Source organism: Streptomyces sp. NBC_00083 (assembly GCF_026343295.1).
In the GTDB taxonomy this organism is placed as follows: Bacteria; Actinomycetota; Actinomycetes; order Streptomycetales; family Streptomycetaceae; genus Streptomyces.
On the sequence record NZ_JAPELY010000002.1, the window covers coordinates 805,988 to 822,675 of the forward strand.

Genomic DNA, 16,688 nt, shown 5'->3' on the forward strand with positions numbered 1-16,688 from the left:
GAGAGGGATTCCCAGGAGCGCGCGATGAGTGCCGCAGAGACAACCACCGCCAAGGTGCCGCCGGCGCGGCGCGACCCACAACCGGGCGCCGGCTCCGGCCGGCCGGGAAAGCCGGACAACAAGCGTGGCACGGGCGGGGGAGCGGCGGTGCCGTGGGCGCTGCTCGCACCCTGCCTCGTCATCCTCGCCCTCGTCCTCGGCTATCCGCTGGTACGCCTCGTCACCCTGTCCTTCGAGAAGTTCGGGCAGCCGCAGCTGTGGGGCTTCCAGGCCGCCGAGTCGGTCGGCTTCGACAACTTCTCCAACGTCCTCGGTGACGCGGAGTTCTGGCGCGTCGTCGTGCGCACCATCCTCTTCGCCGCCTCCGCCGTCGTCCTGACCATGGTCATCGGCATGCTCATAGCCCTGCTGCTCCAGCGGGTCTCGGGCTGGGTCAAGACGCTCATCAACGTGGCCCTCGTGGCGAGTTGGGGCATGCCCATCGTCGTGGCGATCACCATCTTCAAGTGGATGTTCGACAGCGACTACGGCGTGCTGAACTGGCTGATCAGCCAGTTGCCCGGCGTCGACTTCACCGGCCACAACTGGTTCATCAGCAGCACCCAGGGTCTCGCCGTGATCATGGTGCTCGTGGTCTGGGGCGCGGTGCCGTTCGTGGTCATCACGCTCAGCGCCGGACTCACCCAGGTCCCCAAGGAGCTCGAAGAGGCCGCCCGGCTCGACGGCGCCGGCTCCTGGGGCGTGTTCCGGCACGTCACCCTGCCGATCCTCAAGCCCATCATCGTGATGCTCGCGACGCTCTCGGTGATCTGGGACATGGGCGTCTTCCCGCAGGTCTTCGTGATGCGCGGCGGCCACCCCGAGCCGGAGTACCAGCTCCTCACCACGTACTCCTACGACAAGGCCTTCGTCGTCAACGACTACTCCCAGGGCTCCGCGATCGCCCTGCTCACCGTGCTCCTGCTGCTCGGTGTGATCGCGGTCTACATGCGGCAGATGCTCAAGATCGGGGACGTCGAGTGAGCGCCACGATCGGAAAGGACGGCGTGGCGATGGCTGCCTCGACCGCCGTGGCGCCCGCCGCCACGCGCAAGAAGTCTCCCGGCAAGAAGAACAAGCTGGGCTGGAACCTGCTCGGCCTGCTCGTCTTCGTCACCGCGGGCTTCCCGGTCTACTGGATGCTCAACACCGCGTTCAAGCCGGCCAAGGACGCGATCGACCCCAACCCGCACCTGTTCCCGACGCACGTGACGCTCGCCAACTTCAAGCGGGCGCTCCAGATCGGCGACTTCTGGGGTTCGATCGGCCGGTCCCTGACCGTCTCGGTCGTCGTGGTCGTCATCGGCATCGCGGTCGGCCTGCTCGCCGCGCTCGCCATCTCCCGGTTCGCCTTCCGCGGCCGCAAGATCGTCATCGTCGGCATCCTCGCGGTCCAGATGGTGCCGCTCGTCGCGATGATCATCCCGGTCTTCCTGCTCCTCAACGACCTCGGTCAGTACGACAAGCTCACGGGCCTGATCATCACGTACCTGACCTTCATCCTGCCCTTCACGGTGTGGACGCTGCGCGGTTTCATCGTCAACGTCCCCAAGGAGCTGGAGGAGGCGGCCATGGTCGACGGCTGCACCCGCACCGGCGCCTTCATCCGTGTGGTCTTTCCGCTGCTCGCCCCCGGCATGGTGGCCACCTCGGTCTATGGATTCATCCAGGCCTGGAACGAGTACCTCTACGCCCTCATGCTGATGAGTCAGAATCACCAGACGGCCACCGTGTGGCTGTCGAGCTTCACCACACAGCACGGCACCGAGTACGCCCCGATGATGGCCGGATCGACCATGATGGCCGTGCCCATCGTGATTCTCTTCCTCCTCGTCCAGCGCAAGATGGCCGCGGGTCTGACGGCCGGCGCAGTGAAGGGATAACCCCGCCCATGACGACTATGACCACGGGTTCCGACACACTGACCCGCGACGCCCTCGCCGTGCTCCAGCCCGGGTTCGTCGGCACCACCGCGCCGGACTGGCTGCTCCGCAGGATCGGCGAAGGCCTCGCCTCCGTCGGCCTGTTCGGCCGCAACATCGTCACCGCGCCCCAAGTGGCGGCCCTGACGGCCCAGTTGAGGGCCGAGCGGGACGACGTCCTGGTGGCGATCGACGAGGAGGGCGGTGACGTCACCCGTATAGAGGTGCGCACCGGCTCGTCCTTCCCCGGCAACCTGGCGCTCGGCGCCGTCGACGACCTGGAGCTGACCCGCGGGGTCGCCCGCGAGCTGGGCCGCCGGCTCGCCGAGTGCGGCGTCAACCTCAACTGGGCGCCGTCGGCCGACGTGAACTCCAACCCGGACAACCCGATCATCGGCGTACGGGCCTTCGGGGCGGACACCGCCCTCGTGGCCCGGCACACCGCCGCCTACATCGAGGGCCTCCAGTCCGCGGGCGTCGCCGCCTGCACCAAGCACTTCCCCGGCCACGGCGACACCAACGTCGACTCGCACCACGCGATGCCCCGCATCGACGTGGACCTCGACACGCTGCACAAGCGTGAGCTGGTGCCTTTCCGCGCCGCGATCGCCGCGGGTTCCAAGTCGGTCATGAGTGCGCATATCCTTCTTCCCGCGCTCGACCCCGCCCGTCCCGCCACGCTCAGCCCGCGCATCCTCACCGGATTGCTGCGCGAGGAGCTCGGCTACGACGGGCTGATCGTCTCGGACGCGGTGGAGATGCAGGCCATCGCCGGGACGGTCGGCATCGAGCGGGGCTCCGTCCTCGCCATCGCGGCGGGCGCCGACGCGCTGTGCGTCGGCGGCGGCCTGTGTGACGAGGGCACCGTACTGCGGCTGCGTGACGCGCTGGTCCAGGCGGTACGGGACGGCGAACTCGCCGAGGAGCGCCTGGCCGACGCCGCCGCACGGGTCCGTGCGCTGGCGGCGTGGGCCCAGCGGGCCAGGGGGGCCGGGACGGGACCGGGCGCGGCGGTGCAGGAGGGGACCGCGCCCGGTACCGACAGCGACATCGGCCTGGTGGCCGCGCGCCGCGCCGCCCGCGTCACGGCGGGGCCGGGGTGGCGTCCGCTGGAGGGCGCCCCGTACGTGGCGACCTTCACGCCCGTCATGAACATCGCGGTGAGCAGCGAGACGCCGTGGAGCATCGGCGCCGAGCTCGGCGCCCTGCTGCCGGGCACCGAGAGCGGCACCTACGGCGCGGACGGCGCCGCCGCCGACGTGCTGGCGGCGGCCGGCGAGCGCCGGATCGTCGCGGTCGTCCGCGACGAGCACCGCCACCCGTGGATGGCGGCGGCCCTCGACGCGCTCCTCGCGGCCCGTCCGGACACGGTCGTGGTCGAGATGGGAGTGCCGCGGGCGGCTCCGCGCGGCGCGCTGCACATCGCCACGCACGGCGCGGCGCGCGTGTGCGGCAGGGCGGCGGCGGAGGCCATCGCGGGGGTCTGACCCCTCCCAGGGATCACGTGGCGGGGTGACGGTCGGCGGACCGTCACCCCGCCACGTTTGCATGTGCGGGTATGGCGGAAGCCCGGTGGAGGAGATGTACGAACGGGCCGACTTTCGATGTACGCAAGGGCCGAATTGTGCCGGGCTACCGGAGTGCGGCCCTCCGGATGGCCCGCAGGAGGGCCGCCAACTCGGTTTTGACGCGGTCTACTTGACAGTACGTATCTGCCGTATGTCCGGTGCGTGAACCGGTCCGTTTTGGGCTCCGCACCGCCCCAACTTCGGGCTTGACACCAGAAGTTGGTCTAGTCCACCTTGGAGGTAGGCAAGATCGGTGTGGGTGCCCTCGACCCATGAGCGGCACCGAGCGCGAGGAGGTGGCAACCCCGGCCCTGCCGTCGTGGAGGCCACCCCCTTCCGCCGGATGACCGGCCGGCGCGACGATGCGCCGAGCCCGCCAACTCCCTTTTGCCCAGGTTGATTTGCCCTCGCAATGCCCGATCGGCCGATGGCTCGCCGGCCGGGGCGAGGACCGCGCCCGGGGCACCCCGCACCCCCGGCGCACGCACCCCGCCCAGCGCTCCGCCGCCGACCGTGTCGTCATCCGGCCGTCGGCCGAGACCGCCCGGCCGCCGCATCCCGCCGATCCCGTACTCAGGACGCCCGCGCCCACGCCCGAGCCGGCGCCCGAGCCCGTATCCCCGCGCCGGGGATCCTCAGCCACCGACCATCCGACCCCTGGAGTGATCGCATGACGGCACCCGACCGATACCTCTACCGAGCCGCATCCGGCCGTCCCTACTTCAGCTCCGACGGCGGCGAGACCTACCTCGCCCGCACCCCGCTGCGCGACATCGAGAAGGAGCGCCCGCTGCGCGTGCTGTCCGAGGAGGACTTCGCGTTCTGGCAGACGTACGGCTACGTCGTCGTGAAGGAGGCGATACCGGCCGCCGCCGCCCGGCGCCTCCTCGACTTCACCTGGGACTTCCAGGGCCTCGACCCCGAGCGCCCCGAGACCTGGTACTCCGAGGACCGCGAGTTCGCCACCGAGCTCGAACAGCACCTGCACGTCTACGGGTTCGTCGAGGCCTACCACCACCAGCTCCTGTGGGACAGCCGCCAGACGCAGCGGGTGTACGACGCGTTCGCCGACGTGTGGGACTGCGAGGAGCTGTGGGTCACCCTCGACCGGCTCAACCTGAACCCGCCCAACGTCAAGGACCGCGACCGCGCGCACATCGAGCCCACCGACACCGGCTTCGACATCGAGCTGCACTGGGACGTCGACACCACGCTCGGTGTGCTGCCGCAGCGCGTCCAGGGCATCATCGCGCTCAACGACACCCAGGACGACCACGGCGGGTTCCAGTGCTCGCCCGAGCTGTTCCGCCGGTTCGACGAGTGGAAGGTCGCACAGCCCGCCGACCGCGACCCGATCAGGCCGGGCACCGACCGCGCCGAGTTCCCCGTCGTACGGCCCGAGCTCAAGGCCGGTGACCTGCTGATCTGGAACGGGCTGCTCGCGCACGGCGTCGCCCGCAACACCTCCGACAACGGTGTCCGAGCCGTCCAGTACCTCTCGATGATGCCCGCACTCGAATCGGACCAGGAGGTGCGCAAGTCGCGCGTGGAGTCCTGGCGCAGCCTCAGCACCCCGGACTGGAACAAGACGCTCGTCGGCGACGCCCGGCGGCACGAGTCCCTCCGTTACCCGACCGCCACCCTCACCGACCTCGGCGCCAAGCTGCTCGGCCTCGAATCGTGGGCGACCGCCGGGCCCCAGACCCCGACCGAGGAGCCCGCGTGCGACGCATCTGCCTGACGCTGCCCACCAACCGGGCCTGCGCGGCCACGATCGCCGCGGTCCACGAGGAGGCGGCCCACGCCGTCACCCACTTCGATGTCGAGGTGCACCTGCTCGTCCTGGACTCCTCCGACGAGGCGAGCAGAGCCGAACACGCGCGTACCGTACGGGAGTTGGCATCGCCCGCCGGGGTCGTCGTGCATCACCTCGACGAGGCGCGGCAGCGCGACTTCCTCCAGCGGGTCATCGAGCGCGCCGGCCTCACCAAACCCGACCTGGTGCTCGACCTCATGCTGCCCGCCGACGTGTCGTACGGAGCCTGCACCAACCGCGCCTTCCTGATCGCGAGCGCCCTGGGCTGCGACTCGGTGCACCGCAGGGACTCCGACAGCAGTTACCAGATCCTCGACGGCGAACCCGTCCACCCCCTCCACCACGAGCTGCTCTCGCTCGGGAAGCGCGCCGTCGACGCCCTGCCCGGCGTCACCCGGACCCGGCTCGACCCGGCCGACGTCTACAAGCCGGTCGCGATGGTCGGCAGCTCCTTCGTCGGCGAACTGTCCGTCGACATCGGGGAGATACGCGACCTCGAGCCGGAGATCTACTACGAGGTGGTCGGCCTGTGGGCCGAGGCGGGCACCTCGCCCGAGGAGCGCCGCGAGCTGGTCGACGACTCGTTCGTCGGGGCCGGCACCGATCCCTTCACGCACGACGAGTCGACGCTGGGCACCCCCGACATCTGGCGCATCGACATGTGCAACATCGGCCTCGACCACGAGGTCTACGAACGGGTGCCGCTGCCGCCCGCCACCAACACCATAGGCAGCGACTACTTCCTGCTGCACCTGGTGCGCGACGCGACGCTGCCCGGCGTGGTGCACAACCGGAACATCGTGAACTACTACACCCCCGAGCGGCGGACCGGCCCCGGATTCACCGCCTACCAGCTGCGGTTCACCAAGTTCCTCCTGTCGATGCTCTACCTCTACCCCGTCTACACGGCGATGGAGGAGGCCCGCGGGGCGCTGCTCGACGAGCACCACCACATACGCGTCGCCACGATCGCCGACCTCGTCGCGAAGAGCGCGTACACGGACCGCTCCGAGAACGTCCGCAGGCTCGACGTCGTCGACCGCTGCTATCGCCGACTGGGCGGCAGATACGCGGAGTTCGCCGACCACCTGCTGCCGATGCGTGAGCGTCTGCTCGACGAGGCGCAGGCCGACACCGAGGACTTCGCGCTGCTCATCGAGGCCTGGGGGCCGCTGGTGGCGGCCAGCAGGTCCGAACGTCCGGTCCGGGGTGTCGACGATGCGTGAGAGCACGGCCATCCGGACGGCCCTCGCGGCCGCGACCGACGACCGGATCTTCTTCGACCTCGACGGCATCGAGGGCCAGTACGCGGCGCTCCTGCGCGAACTGCCCGGCGTCGCCGTCCGCTTCGCCATGAAGGCGTGCCCCGTGGACGAGGTGCTCGCCTGCCTCGCCCGGCAGGGCGCGGGCTTCGACGCGGCCGGACCCAACGAGATCGAGCAGGCCCTCAGGACGGGGGTGCCGCTCGACCGGATCCACTACGGCAACACCATCAAGTCCGACGAGAACATCGCCGACGCGTACCGCATGGGGGTGCGCGACTTCGCGACCGACAGCGTCGAGGACGTCGCCGCGATCGCCCGGCACGCACCCGGATCGCGGGTGTTCTGCCGCCTCGCCACCAGCGGCGAGGGCGCGCTGTGGGGCCTGAGCCAGAAGTTCGGGTGCTCGGCCGACGACGCGGTCCGCGTCCTGGAGGTGGCCCGCGACGCGGGACTCGTCCCGTCCGGTCTCTCCGTGCACGTCGGCTCGCAGCAGATGACGGCGGAGGCCTGGCGCGACGCGCTCGACGACCTGACCGACCTGGTCGTGGTCCTCGCCGGCCGCGGCATCCTCCTCGACCGGATCAACCTCGGCGGCGGCCTGCCCGCCCTCGGCTGCCTCGACAAGGCGGGCCGGCCCCTCGATCCGCCGATGGACAAGATCTTCGCCGTGCTGCGGGAGGGCATGGAGCGGCTCGCCGCCGAGTCGCCGTCGCCCGTGGAGTTCCTCATGGAACCCGGGCGTCACCTCGTCGCCGACCACGGCGCCATCCGGGCCCGGGTGGCCCGGCTCACCACCCGGAGCGGGGCCGACGAGCACCGGCACTGGCTCTACCTGACCTGCGGCAAGTTCAACGGCCTGTACGAGATGGACGCGTTGCAGTACCCCCTGGAGTTCCCCGGCCACGCCGGGGGCGACCATGTTCCGGCGGTCGTGGCCGGACCCACCTGCGACAGCGACGACGCGTTCGACCACGAGGCCGGCCTGGTGCGGGTCCCCGCGGCGGCCTCGTCCGGCGACCCCGTCTGGATCCACTCCTGCGGCGCCTACGCCGTCGGCTACACCACCCAGGGTTTCAACGGCTTCGACCCGCTGCCGTACACCTGCATCGGAGGTTCGCAGTGACATCCCACCCGGTGACCGCGCCGCCGCCCCGGGCCCCGCTCGCGGCGGACGTCGTCATCCGCCCGCTGGCCGAGGACGACTGGGACGCGATCGTGGCCCTCGAAGCGGCCGCGTACACCGAGGACGGCCTGTCCGAGGGCCGGGCGGCCCTCACGTCCCGCCACGCGCACGGCACGTGCTTCGTGATCGAGCACGAGGGGCGCGTCGGCGGCTACCTCCTCGCGCTGCCGTACCCGGCGTTCACCAGCCCGGACCTCAGCAGTGCCGAGGCGGCACCCGCTTCGGCGGCCTCCCGCAATCTGCACGCGCACGACCTGGTGATCGCCGAGCACCTGCGCGGCCGGGGCCTCGGTCCCCACCTGCTGACCCATCTCCTCACCACGGCCCGGGAGTTGGGGTTCCGGAGCATCTCCATGGTGGCCGTCAGAGGAGCCCACGTCGTCTGGGCGCCGCTGGGCTACCGCCCCCATCCCGAGGTCGAACTGCCGTCGAGCTACGGCGCGAACGCGGTGTACATGTCCATGGAAGTAGGCTAAATCCGTATGTCCGGCGCCTTCGACGCGTACCGCAGATCCCAAGTGGCGATCGCGGCCCTGTTCTGTTGTCTCGGCTTCCAGTACGCCACATGGGTCTCGCGGATCCCCGCGCTGAAGACGAGGCTCGACCTGTCCGAGGCGGAGCTGGGGCTGCTCCTCATGGTCTGCGGGGCCGGCGCGGCGGTCTCCTTCCCGCTGGTGGCGATCCTGACCAGACGGCTGGGCTCCCGGCGCCTGGCGATCCTCTCCGCGCTGGGCCTCGGCGCGGTCCTCCTCGCGCTCTCGGTCACGCCGGACTACCCGGTCACGCTGCTCATCGTCTTCTGCGACGGGGTCGCGGTGGGCTGTCTGAACGTCGCGATGAACGCGCAGGCGGCGGCCCTTGAGGTGAAGTACCGGCGGACGACGATGGCCCGCATGCACGCCACGTTCAGCGCGGGGTCGCTGTTCGCGGCGCTGCTCGCGTCCGGCGTGACCTCGCTGTCCTCGGCCCTGCCGGCGCATTTCGCCACGGCGACGGTGCTGGTCGTGCTGCTGGTGCTCGGCGCGCGCGGAGGCCTGCTGTCGGAGGCTCCCGAGCCCGACCGGCAGGACGAGCCCGCCGCACCGAAGCGGCGCGGCCTCACGCTCCCCACCCGGGTGACGATCTGGATGGGCCTGGCGATGGCGTTCGGCACGGTGACCGAGGGCGCCATGAACGACTGGTCGGCGCTCTACCTGAAGGACACCGCGGGCGCGGCGGCGGAGCTGGCCCCGCTGGGCATCGCGGTCGTCTCGGTGATGATGGTGCTCGCCCGGATCTTCGCGGACGGGTGGCGCACGAAGTGGGGCGACGACCGCATCGTGCGGGCGGGCAGCGCGCTGGCCGGAACGGGTCTCGCGCTCGCCCTGCTCGCCGGGGGAGTGGTGCCGGCGCTGATCGGGTTCGCCTGCGTGGGGCTCGGCATCGCGGCGGTGACACCCTGCGTGTACGTGGCCGCCGCCCGCCAGGGCCCGGACGCGCTGGCGCTGGTCGCGGCGCTGGGCACGACGGGGTTGCTGGCGGGGCCGGCGGTGATCGGGTTCATCGCGAACGGGTCGAGTCTGGCGTGGGGGATGGGGGCGGTGGCGGCATCGGCCCTGGTGGTCTCCCTGTGCGCGACCCAGATCCGCTTCCCGGCGCTGACAGAGGCGTAGCCCTTCGGCGGGCGGCTCGGCGGGGTTGGCGTTCCGGCCTGCGGCGGGTGGCTCGTCATGGGGTTGCACCCCGGCCTGCGGCGGGTGGCTGCCCGGCCGGGGCAGCGCCGTCGCGCCCCGGCCCGCAGCGGTCGGGGTGCGCGCAGTTCCCCGCGCCCCTATGGGTCCGGTGTTGCCTGTGGGCCGTGGTGGGTTGCTCGCGCAGTTCCCCGCGCCCCTGGCGGGGCTGGGGGCGGGCGATGTTGTGCAGATGCGCACCATGGGGCCGGGTGGCAGCGCCCTGAAGGGGCGCGGGGAACTGCGCGATCAGCCAGGGACGGCCTGAGGCCGACGGACAGCCTCCGCGCGGAGCGCGGTCTTGTGGCCCGCAGGTCATGGACGAGCCCGTGCGGGCAGGGCGCTTTGGGGGCGCGGGGAACTGCGCGAGCAACCAGCGACGCCCCGCACCTGACCGACGACCCCCGCGCGCAGCGCGGTGTGCTGGGGCGGCGGGGAGCTGAGCGAGCACCCCACCCGTCACCCCCACCCGCAGCCGAACGCACGCGCCCGACGCACAACCCGGCACCGCAAGGGGCGCGGGGAACTGCGCAGAGCGCACCCCCACACCCTCACACCCGCCGCGCGCTAAAGCCCCTGCCACACCGGCTTGTTGGCGAACGTGTGCCGGAAGTAGGGCGCAAGCTTCAGCTTCGACGCCGCCGCCTCGTCCACGACGACCGTCGCGTGCCGGTGCAGCTGAAGCGCCGACGCCGGCACCACCGCGGCCACCGGCCCCTCCACGGTCTGGGCCACCGCCTCCGCCTTGCCCTCACCCGTCGCGAGCAGCACCAGGTGCCGGGCCTCCAGGATCGTGCCGATGCCCTGCGTGATCACGTGGTGCGGCACCTGGTCGATGTCGTCGTCGAAGAAGCGCGCGTTGTCGACCCGGGTCTGCTCGGTCAGCGTCTTGATCCGGGTGCGGGAGGCGATGGAGGAGCAGGGCTCGTTGAACCCGATGTGCCCGTCGGTGCCGATGCCCAGGATCTGGAGGTCGACCCCGCCCGCGGAGGCGAGCGCGAGGTCGTACGCCTCGCACGCCGCCTGGACGTCCTCGGCGGAGCCGTCGGGACCGATGAAGGAGTCGGCGCCGAGCCCGAGCGGCTCGACCACCTGGCGGATCACCGTGGCCCGGTAGGACTCGGGGTGCCCGGCGGGCAGTCCGACGTACTCGTCGAGCTGGCAGACACGGGCCTGCGAGACATCCACGTCACCGGCGGAGACCTTGGCGGTCAGCGCGTCGTAGATCGGGATCGGGGTCGATCCGGTGGCCACGCCGAGCAGCGCGTCGGGCTTGCGACGCCAGAGGGCGGCGATCGACTCCGCGATGAGCTCGCCGCCTGCCTTGGCGTCCGGGACGATGACAACTTCCACGAGGGCCTGCCGATCTGGAGACGTGAAACTACAACGGACGTGGTATAGACCAATCTAGCAGAGTGACGCCCCGCTCGCCGGGCCGTCCCGGCCCCCTCCCATGGTCAACCGCCCGGGTTACGGGAACGCATACGGAGACACCCATTAGGAGACACACCAGAGGACCCCGCCCCTCGCTCTTCCGGGCACGGGGAGCTCCCGCGCAGGGGAAAGCACTCTGCACGGGAGCCCCCCCCCGGCACCCGCGGCCACCCCCCGAAACCCCCCGGAGCCAGCAGACCACCAACCAAGGAAGGCCCCACAACGGAAGGCCCCCGCCACGGCGAGGCCCCGGCACGGCGAGGCCCCCGGCACCGGAGAGGCCCCCAGCGTCGGGATGGCGCCGGGCACGGGAAGCGCCCGGCGCCGGAAGGCGGTCCCGCCCGGGAACCCCTAGGCTCCAGCAGCCCAGTCCGCTACGGAAGGCCTACCGCCACGGAGAGGCCCCGGCATCGAAAGGACGCCCCGCGCGGGAAGGCCACCTGGTGCCAGCCGGGCATCCACCACGGAAGGCCCCCCGCTACGGAAGGCCTACCGCCGCGCAGAGGCCCCGGCACCGGAGGGGCCCCGGTCGTAGAGGCCCTGGCATCGAAGGGCCCCCGGTCGTAGAGGCCCCGGCATCGGAAGCCCCCGGCACCGAGAGGCCCCCGGCATCGGGACCACCCCCGGCACCGGAGGGGCCCCCGGTATCGGGACCACCCCCGGTGCCGGAAGCCCCCGGTGCCGGAAGGTCGCCCCGCACGGATCGACCTCGCCGCCCGCCGCCCTAGGCGATCGCTCCGCCCGTCGTGTCGAGCCACTGCCCCGTGATCCAGCGCGCGTCGTCCGAGGCGAGGAACGCCACCACGTCCGCGATGTCGGACGGCTCGCCGACCCGGCCCAGGGGGGACATCGCGGCCGTCGCCGCCCGTGCCCGGTCGTCGGCGCGCAGCCAGTCCGCGTTGATGTCCGTGTCGACGACCCCGGGCGCCACCGAGTTGACCGTGATTCCGCGCGGCCCGAGGAGCTTGGACAGGTTCCGGGTGAGCACGTCGAGCGCGCCCTTGGTCATGGAGTACGTAAGGGTCTGCGGCATCATCGCCGCGCGCGCGAGCCCGCTGGAGACGTTGACGACGCGGCCGCCCTCGCGCAGCCGGCTCAGACCCTGCTGCGTCACGAAGAACGGCGCCTTGGTGTTGACCGCGAAGAACCGGTCGTACGTCTCCTCGGAGACCTCCCCGAACGGCACCGGCCACCCGATGCCCGCGTTGTTGACCAGGATGTCGACCCCGTCGGCCTGCCGGTCGAAGGCCTCCCACAGCCCCGCCGCGTCCCCCGGGACCCCCAGTTCCTGCCCGATGGCGAACGCCGAGCCGCCCGCCGCCTCGATGGCCGCGACCGTCTCCTTCGCCGCCACCTCGTTCGTGGCGTAGTGCACGCCCACCCGCGCCCCGTCCCGGCCGAGCCGCTCGGCGATGCCCCGGCCGATGCCCCTGCTTGCGCCCGTGACCAGCGCCGTCTTTCCGTCGAGCGAGCCCATGGCCGCGCCCCTTCCACCCCGATGCATTATGTAGCGGTCGCTACGGAAAGAAACGTAACACATTCTTTAGTGAGCGCTACAGAAGTGGGGTAGGATGGGCGGCATGGCGACGAAGCAGCGCGGGCGGCCTCGCTCGTTCGACCGGGACACGGCTCTTGAGCAGGCCACGATGGAGTTCTGGCGGAGGGGTTACGAGGTGACGTCCGTCGCCGACCTGACCCGGGTCATGGGCATCGGCGCGCCCAGCCTGTACGCGGCCTTCGGCGACAAGCAGACCCTCTTCGAGGAGGTGGTCCGCGGATATCAGGCGACCCACGGGGCCTTCGCGACGCGAGCGCTCACCGAGGAGCCGACCGCGCGCGAGGCCGTCGCCCGCCTGCTGCGCGAGGCCGCCGCCGAGTTCACCGACCCGGCGCACCCCTATGGCTGCTTGGTGATCGGCGCCGCAGCCAACTGCACCACCGAAGCCGTCAGCGCCGCCCTGCGCGATCAGCGCACCGCCGGCCTCGACGCGATCGAGAGCCGGATCGCCGCCGACACGGCGGCGCACCGCCTGCCCGGCTCCACCGACGCCGCCGCGCTCGCCAGGTTCGTCGCCACGGTCTTCCAGGGCATGTCCCAACAGGCCCGCGACGGGGCCACCCGTGTCGATCTCGAAGCAGTCGCCGAGACGGCCATGGCGGTCTGGCCCGAGGAGCCGACGCCGTCCCGCTGAGGGTTGCGTCCCGGGTGTGGGCACGGAATATTGCGTCGTGCACATGGATGGACATGGCAGAATGGTCTAGTCCACAATGAGCACAACAGACTTCCGCCCACCCCGCACAGGCGGGCGGAACCGAGGCCCCGGCGCTCTCTGCCCTGACCGCGCCGTGACCTCTCTTTGAAGGCCGGGGGGACCGCACACCCGTCGGCCGGCAACCGGGCTGCGGTGCCCGGACGGGTCGAGGGTCCCGTCCCGGCGCCGCGGCCCGCAGTCATTTCCGCCGGTGGACGCGGGTACGCTCGCACCGTGCCCTCCATGAACGACCTCGTACGCCAGCACACCGCTCTGAGTGAGTCCGACCTCGAGTGGCTCCATCTGCTGGTCTCGGAGTGGCAGCTGCTCTCCGACCTCTCCTTCGCCGACCTCGTCCTGTGGGTGCCCACCCTGGACGGCACCCGCTACGTGTCGGTCGCGCAGATGCGGCCCAACACCGGCCCCACCTCCTACCAGGACGACATGGTCGGCCACCTCGTCCCGCGCGGCCGGCGCCCGCTGCTCGATGCCGCGCTCGACGAGGGCCGCATCGTGCGCGAGGGAGACCCGGAGTGGCGCGAGGAGGTCCCGGTACGCGTCGAGTCGATCCCGGTGCGCCGGGAAGGGCGGGTCCTCGGCGTCATCGCGCGGAACACCAACCTGCTCACTGTCCGTACACCCTCGCGGCTCGAACTGACCTATCTCCAGTCCGCGTCCGACCTCGCGCAGATGATCGCCGCCGGGTCCTTCCCGTTCCCCGGCCAGCAGGTCGACATGGACGCCTCGCCGCGCGCCGGTGACGGTCTGATCAGGCTCGACGCGGACGGCATCGTCCAGTACGCCTCGCCCAACGCGCTCTCCGCCTACCACCGGCTCGGCCTCGCCTCCGACCTCGTCGGCCAGCACCTGGGCCAGCTCACCGCCGACCTCGCGCCGTCGCGCGGCCCGGTGGACGAGTCAATCGCCAAGCTCGCCAGCGGCTACGCGCCCCGCGAGGCCGAGGTCGAGGGCAACGACGGAGTCATCCAGCTGCGCGCCATCCCGCTCAAGCCGAAGGGGACGCGCATCGGCTCGCTCGTCCTGCTGCGCGACGTGACCGAACTGCGCCGCCGCGAGCGGGAGTTGATCACCAAGGACGCCACCATCCGGGAGATCCACCACCGGGTGAAGAACAACCTCCAGACGGTGGCGGCCCTGTTGCGCCTCCAGTCCCGCCGGATGGACTCCGACCAGGGCCGCGAGGCGCTCAACGAGGCGGTCAGGCGCGTCGGTTCGATCGCGATCGTGCACGAGACGCTGTCCCAGAATCTGGACGAGCGCGTCCAATTCGACGAGATCGCCGACCGGGTGCTCGCCATGGTCGCCGAGATCTCCCCCGGCAAGATCGACTGCCGTCGCACCGGCCGCTTCGGGATACTCGACGCCGAGGTCGCCACCCCGCTCTCCATGGTCCTGACCGAGGTGCTCCAGAACGCCCTGGAGCACGCCTTCGTCCCCGGGGACCAGGGCTCGGTCGAGGTCGCGGCCCTGCGCGGCGGCACCCGCGAGGATCCCCGGCTGCTGATCACCGTGCGGGACGACGGCCGGGGGCTGCCCGAGGGATTCGACGCGAAGCGCACGGGAAACCTGGGCCTCCAGATCGTACGGACCCTGGTCGAGGGCGAGTTGGGCGGAAGCTTCGACATGGTGCCGGCGCCCGAGCGCGGCACGAAGGTCGTGCTCGACATCCCGGTGGGCCCCGAGAAGTAACGCGTACCCGAGTTTCACCGGCGTACGCGGCTTCCTTCACGGCCGACCGGACCCGCCTCGCCCCGCGTCGGCATGCACAGCAGCGAGCCCCGAACCGTGCAACACGGTTCGGGGCTCGAATGCTGTGGGTTTGTTTAACTCTGCGCGCTGCGGCTCGGGGGGCGGTGAGTGCGTACGCTCTGTACGCGCCGCGCCGGGCTAAGGCAGTAAGTGGGGGCTCAGGCGGTCGCGTTGCGCGCCCGGTTGCGAGCGGCACGGCGCTTCATCGCGCGGCGCTCGTCCTCGCTGAGGCCACCCCAGACGCCGGAGTCCTGGCCGGACTCGAGCGCCCACTGCAGGCACTGCTCCATGACGGGGCAGCGGCGGCAGACGGCCTTGGCTTCCTCGATCTGCAGCAGCGCAGGACCGGTGTTGCCGATGGGGAAGAACAGCTCGGGGTCTTCCTCACGACAAACGGCGTTGTGACGCCAGTCCATGGCTGCTACCTCTCTTGGTGTTACGTGCAGGGGGGTGCTTGTGAATGTGAACGCTTTCACGAATCCCTCAACAAGGGAAGGGCCATCTTCCAGTTGGACTGGTGGTGGTCCTGGTTTTGAGGAGGGGTTCTGGCTTTCAGTGGAGGCCGGTGTTGCGGGCCGTCCCGATCGCCATGTAGAGATTCGCAAACCTCGGCGGCGGATACAACCCCTTCAGGAAAGTTTTTTTGGATTCCTCGGTGTCGACTGGGTCACAGTCGTACTTCCATGGGGTGGATGCCAGCCTAAACGTTCGAGTGAAAGGACTTTGGGCCCTTCCACTCACACAATCACACGCAGTGCACGGCGTACGCCTGTGAACGCGACGCTAGTACGCAGGCCCAGGTGGTCACCGTCCATCTGGAACGGGAGCGGGGCCTTGGAATGCAAGGTGAAGTCCGTCAAGTCGTGCAGTGATACGGCGTGCTTGCCGTGCGGACCGCGATCCGGCGTGGAAGTGAGCAGCTGGGTCGCGTATCGCGTCGCCGACGGAGTGGTCATCCGGGTCAGCGCCAGGACGTCCAGGGCCGCGTCGAAGGAGGCGTCCGGAGACGCGTACAGCGGACGATTGCCCAGGTAGGTGTAGGGGGAGGTGTTGCAGACTATCGACAGGACGAGGTCCTCGACCGTCTCTCCGTCCGGCCGCTCCAGCGTGATCTGGCCGTGTCTGCGGTGGGACTCGCCGAAGAACTGACGCGCCACCTGGCGCAAATAGAGGGCGTGCGTCGAGCGCTTTCCGCGCTCCCGCTGCTGTTCGACCCGGCCCACCACGCCCGCGTCGAATCCGAACCCGGCACAGAAAGTGAACCAGCGTTCGGGAACGCCCTCGTCGATGCTGCCCGGCACCCCGGAGGCGAGACCGAGGCTCACCGTCCGGCTCCGCTTCTCGCGGAGCGCGTCCAGAATGACACCGGTCGACTCCACAGCGTCATTGGGGAGGCCGAGCGCGCGCGCGAACACATTGGTCGAGCCGCCGGGGACCACCGCGAATTCCGGGAGTTCGGGGCTGGGGCCGTTGTGCAGCAGGCCGTTCACGACCTCGTTGACCGTACCGTCACCGCCGAGCGCCACCACGAGATCGATGTCACTGCTCTCGGCGGCCCGCCGCCCGAGGTCCTTGGCGTGCCCCCGGTACTCGGTGGTCACCGCCTCCAGCTTCATCTCGCTGGCCAGGGCGTGGAGCAGGACGTCACGCGTGCGCGCACTGGTGGTGGTAGCCGCCGGGTTGACCACGAGAAGTGCACGCATGGGCGCCAGACTACCTACCGGGGGGTA

14 protein-coding genes are annotated in these 16,688 nt (G+C 70.9%); 10 read left to right on the forward strand and 4 right to left on the reverse strand.

The window, feature by feature from the left end; translation table 11 throughout:
• Positions 1 to 24 precede the first annotated feature (24 nt).
• The 8 genes from OOJ98_RS20075 to OOJ98_RS20110 all read left to right on the forward strand — a co-directional run bounded on the left by OOJ98_RS20075 (position 25) and on the right by OOJ98_RS20110 (position 9,445).
• The gene (locus tag OOJ98_RS20075) at positions 25 to 1,023 is read left to right on the forward strand and encodes a carbohydrate ABC transporter permease (RefSeq protein ID WP_267056308.1); all 999 of its coding nucleotides are present in this window, start codon (positions 25 to 27) and stop codon (positions 1,021 to 1,023) included.
• A 29-nt stretch (positions 1,024 to 1,052) separates the two neighbouring features.
• Positions 1,053 to 1,922, forward strand: a complete 870-nt coding sequence (locus OOJ98_RS20080) for a carbohydrate ABC transporter permease (protein WP_267056309.1) — start codon at positions 1,053 to 1,055, stop codon at positions 1,920 to 1,922.
• Between the two features lie 8 nt (positions 1,923 to 1,930).
• Entirely contained in the window at positions 1,931 to 3,448 is a 1,518-nt protein-coding gene (locus OOJ98_RS20085; RefSeq protein WP_267056310.1) for a glycoside hydrolase family 3 protein, read from the forward strand.
• A gap of 751 nt (positions 3,449 to 4,199) precedes the next feature.
• Positions 4,200 to 5,270: a phytanoyl-CoA dioxygenase family protein gene (locus OOJ98_RS20090; protein WP_267056311.1), complete on the forward strand. Its 1,071-nt coding sequence runs from the start codon at positions 4,200 to 4,202 to the stop codon at positions 5,268 to 5,270.
• On the forward strand, positions 5,252 to 6,571 hold the full coding sequence (locus OOJ98_RS20095) for a DUF6271 family protein (RefSeq protein ID WP_267056312.1): 1,320 nt from the start codon (positions 5,252 to 5,254) through the stop codon (positions 6,569 to 6,571). Before OOJ98_RS20090 ends, OOJ98_RS20095 begins: the two co-directional genes overlap by 19 nt.
• Positions 6,564 to 7,733 (forward strand): type III PLP-dependent enzyme, encoded by a 1,170-nt coding sequence (locus tag OOJ98_RS20100; protein WP_267056313.1) that lies wholly within the window; start codon positions 6,564 to 6,566, stop codon positions 7,731 to 7,733. The genes OOJ98_RS20095 and OOJ98_RS20100 overlap by 8 nt, the downstream gene beginning before the upstream one ends.
• The gene (locus tag OOJ98_RS20105) at positions 7,730 to 8,269 is read left to right on the forward strand and encodes a GNAT family N-acetyltransferase (RefSeq protein WP_267056314.1); all 540 of its coding nucleotides are present in this window, start codon (positions 7,730 to 7,732) and stop codon (positions 8,267 to 8,269) included. Before OOJ98_RS20100 ends, OOJ98_RS20105 begins: the two co-directional genes overlap by 4 nt.
• 6 nt (positions 8,270 to 8,275) lie before the next feature.
• On the forward strand, positions 8,276 to 9,445 hold the full coding sequence (locus OOJ98_RS20110) for an MFS transporter (protein ID WP_267056315.1): 1,170 nt from the start codon (positions 8,276 to 8,278) through the stop codon (positions 9,443 to 9,445).
• 624 nt (positions 9,446 to 10,069) lie between these two features.
• Here the strand turns inward: OOJ98_RS20110 and nagB are convergent.
• Positions 10,070 to 10,855 carry a glucosamine-6-phosphate deaminase gene (nagB, locus tag OOJ98_RS20115; RefSeq protein WP_267056316.1) on the reverse strand — a complete coding sequence of 262 codons (786 nt, stop codon included), beginning with the start codon at positions 10,853 to 10,855 and terminating at the stop codon, positions 10,070 to 10,072.
• Positions 10,856 to 11,660: 805 nt separating this feature from the next.
• Positions 11,661 to 12,413 carry an SDR family oxidoreductase gene (locus OOJ98_RS20120; RefSeq protein ID WP_267056317.1) on the reverse strand — a complete coding sequence of 251 codons (753 nt, stop codon included), beginning with the start codon at positions 12,411 to 12,413 and terminating at the stop codon, positions 11,661 to 11,663.
• Between the two features lie 103 nt (positions 12,414 to 12,516).
• On the opposite strand from OOJ98_RS20120, the gene OOJ98_RS20125 reads away from it, so the two are divergent.
• The gene (locus tag OOJ98_RS20125) at positions 12,517 to 13,128 is read left to right on the forward strand and encodes a TetR/AcrR family transcriptional regulator (protein WP_267056318.1); all 612 of its coding nucleotides are present in this window, start codon (positions 12,517 to 12,519) and stop codon (positions 13,126 to 13,128) included.
• A gap of 303 nt (positions 13,129 to 13,431) precedes the next feature.
• On the forward strand, positions 13,432 to 14,898 hold the full coding sequence (locus OOJ98_RS20130; protein WP_267057038.1) for a sensor histidine kinase: 1,467 nt from the start codon (positions 13,432 to 13,434) through the stop codon (positions 14,896 to 14,898).
• 218 nt (positions 14,899 to 15,116) lie between these two features.
• Here the strand turns inward: OOJ98_RS20130 and OOJ98_RS20135 are convergent, their stop codons facing one another.
• A complete protein-coding gene (locus tag OOJ98_RS20135) occupies positions 15,117 to 15,374 on the reverse strand; it encodes a WhiB family transcriptional regulator (protein WP_004937597.1) in 258 nt (85 codons plus the stop codon).
• A gap of 321 nt (positions 15,375 to 15,695) precedes the next feature.
• On the reverse strand, positions 15,696 to 16,661 hold the full coding sequence (locus OOJ98_RS20140; RefSeq protein ID WP_267056319.1) for a diacylglycerol kinase family protein: 966 nt from the start codon (positions 16,659 to 16,661) through the stop codon (positions 15,696 to 15,698).
• Positions 16,662 to 16,688: the final 27 nt, after the last annotated feature.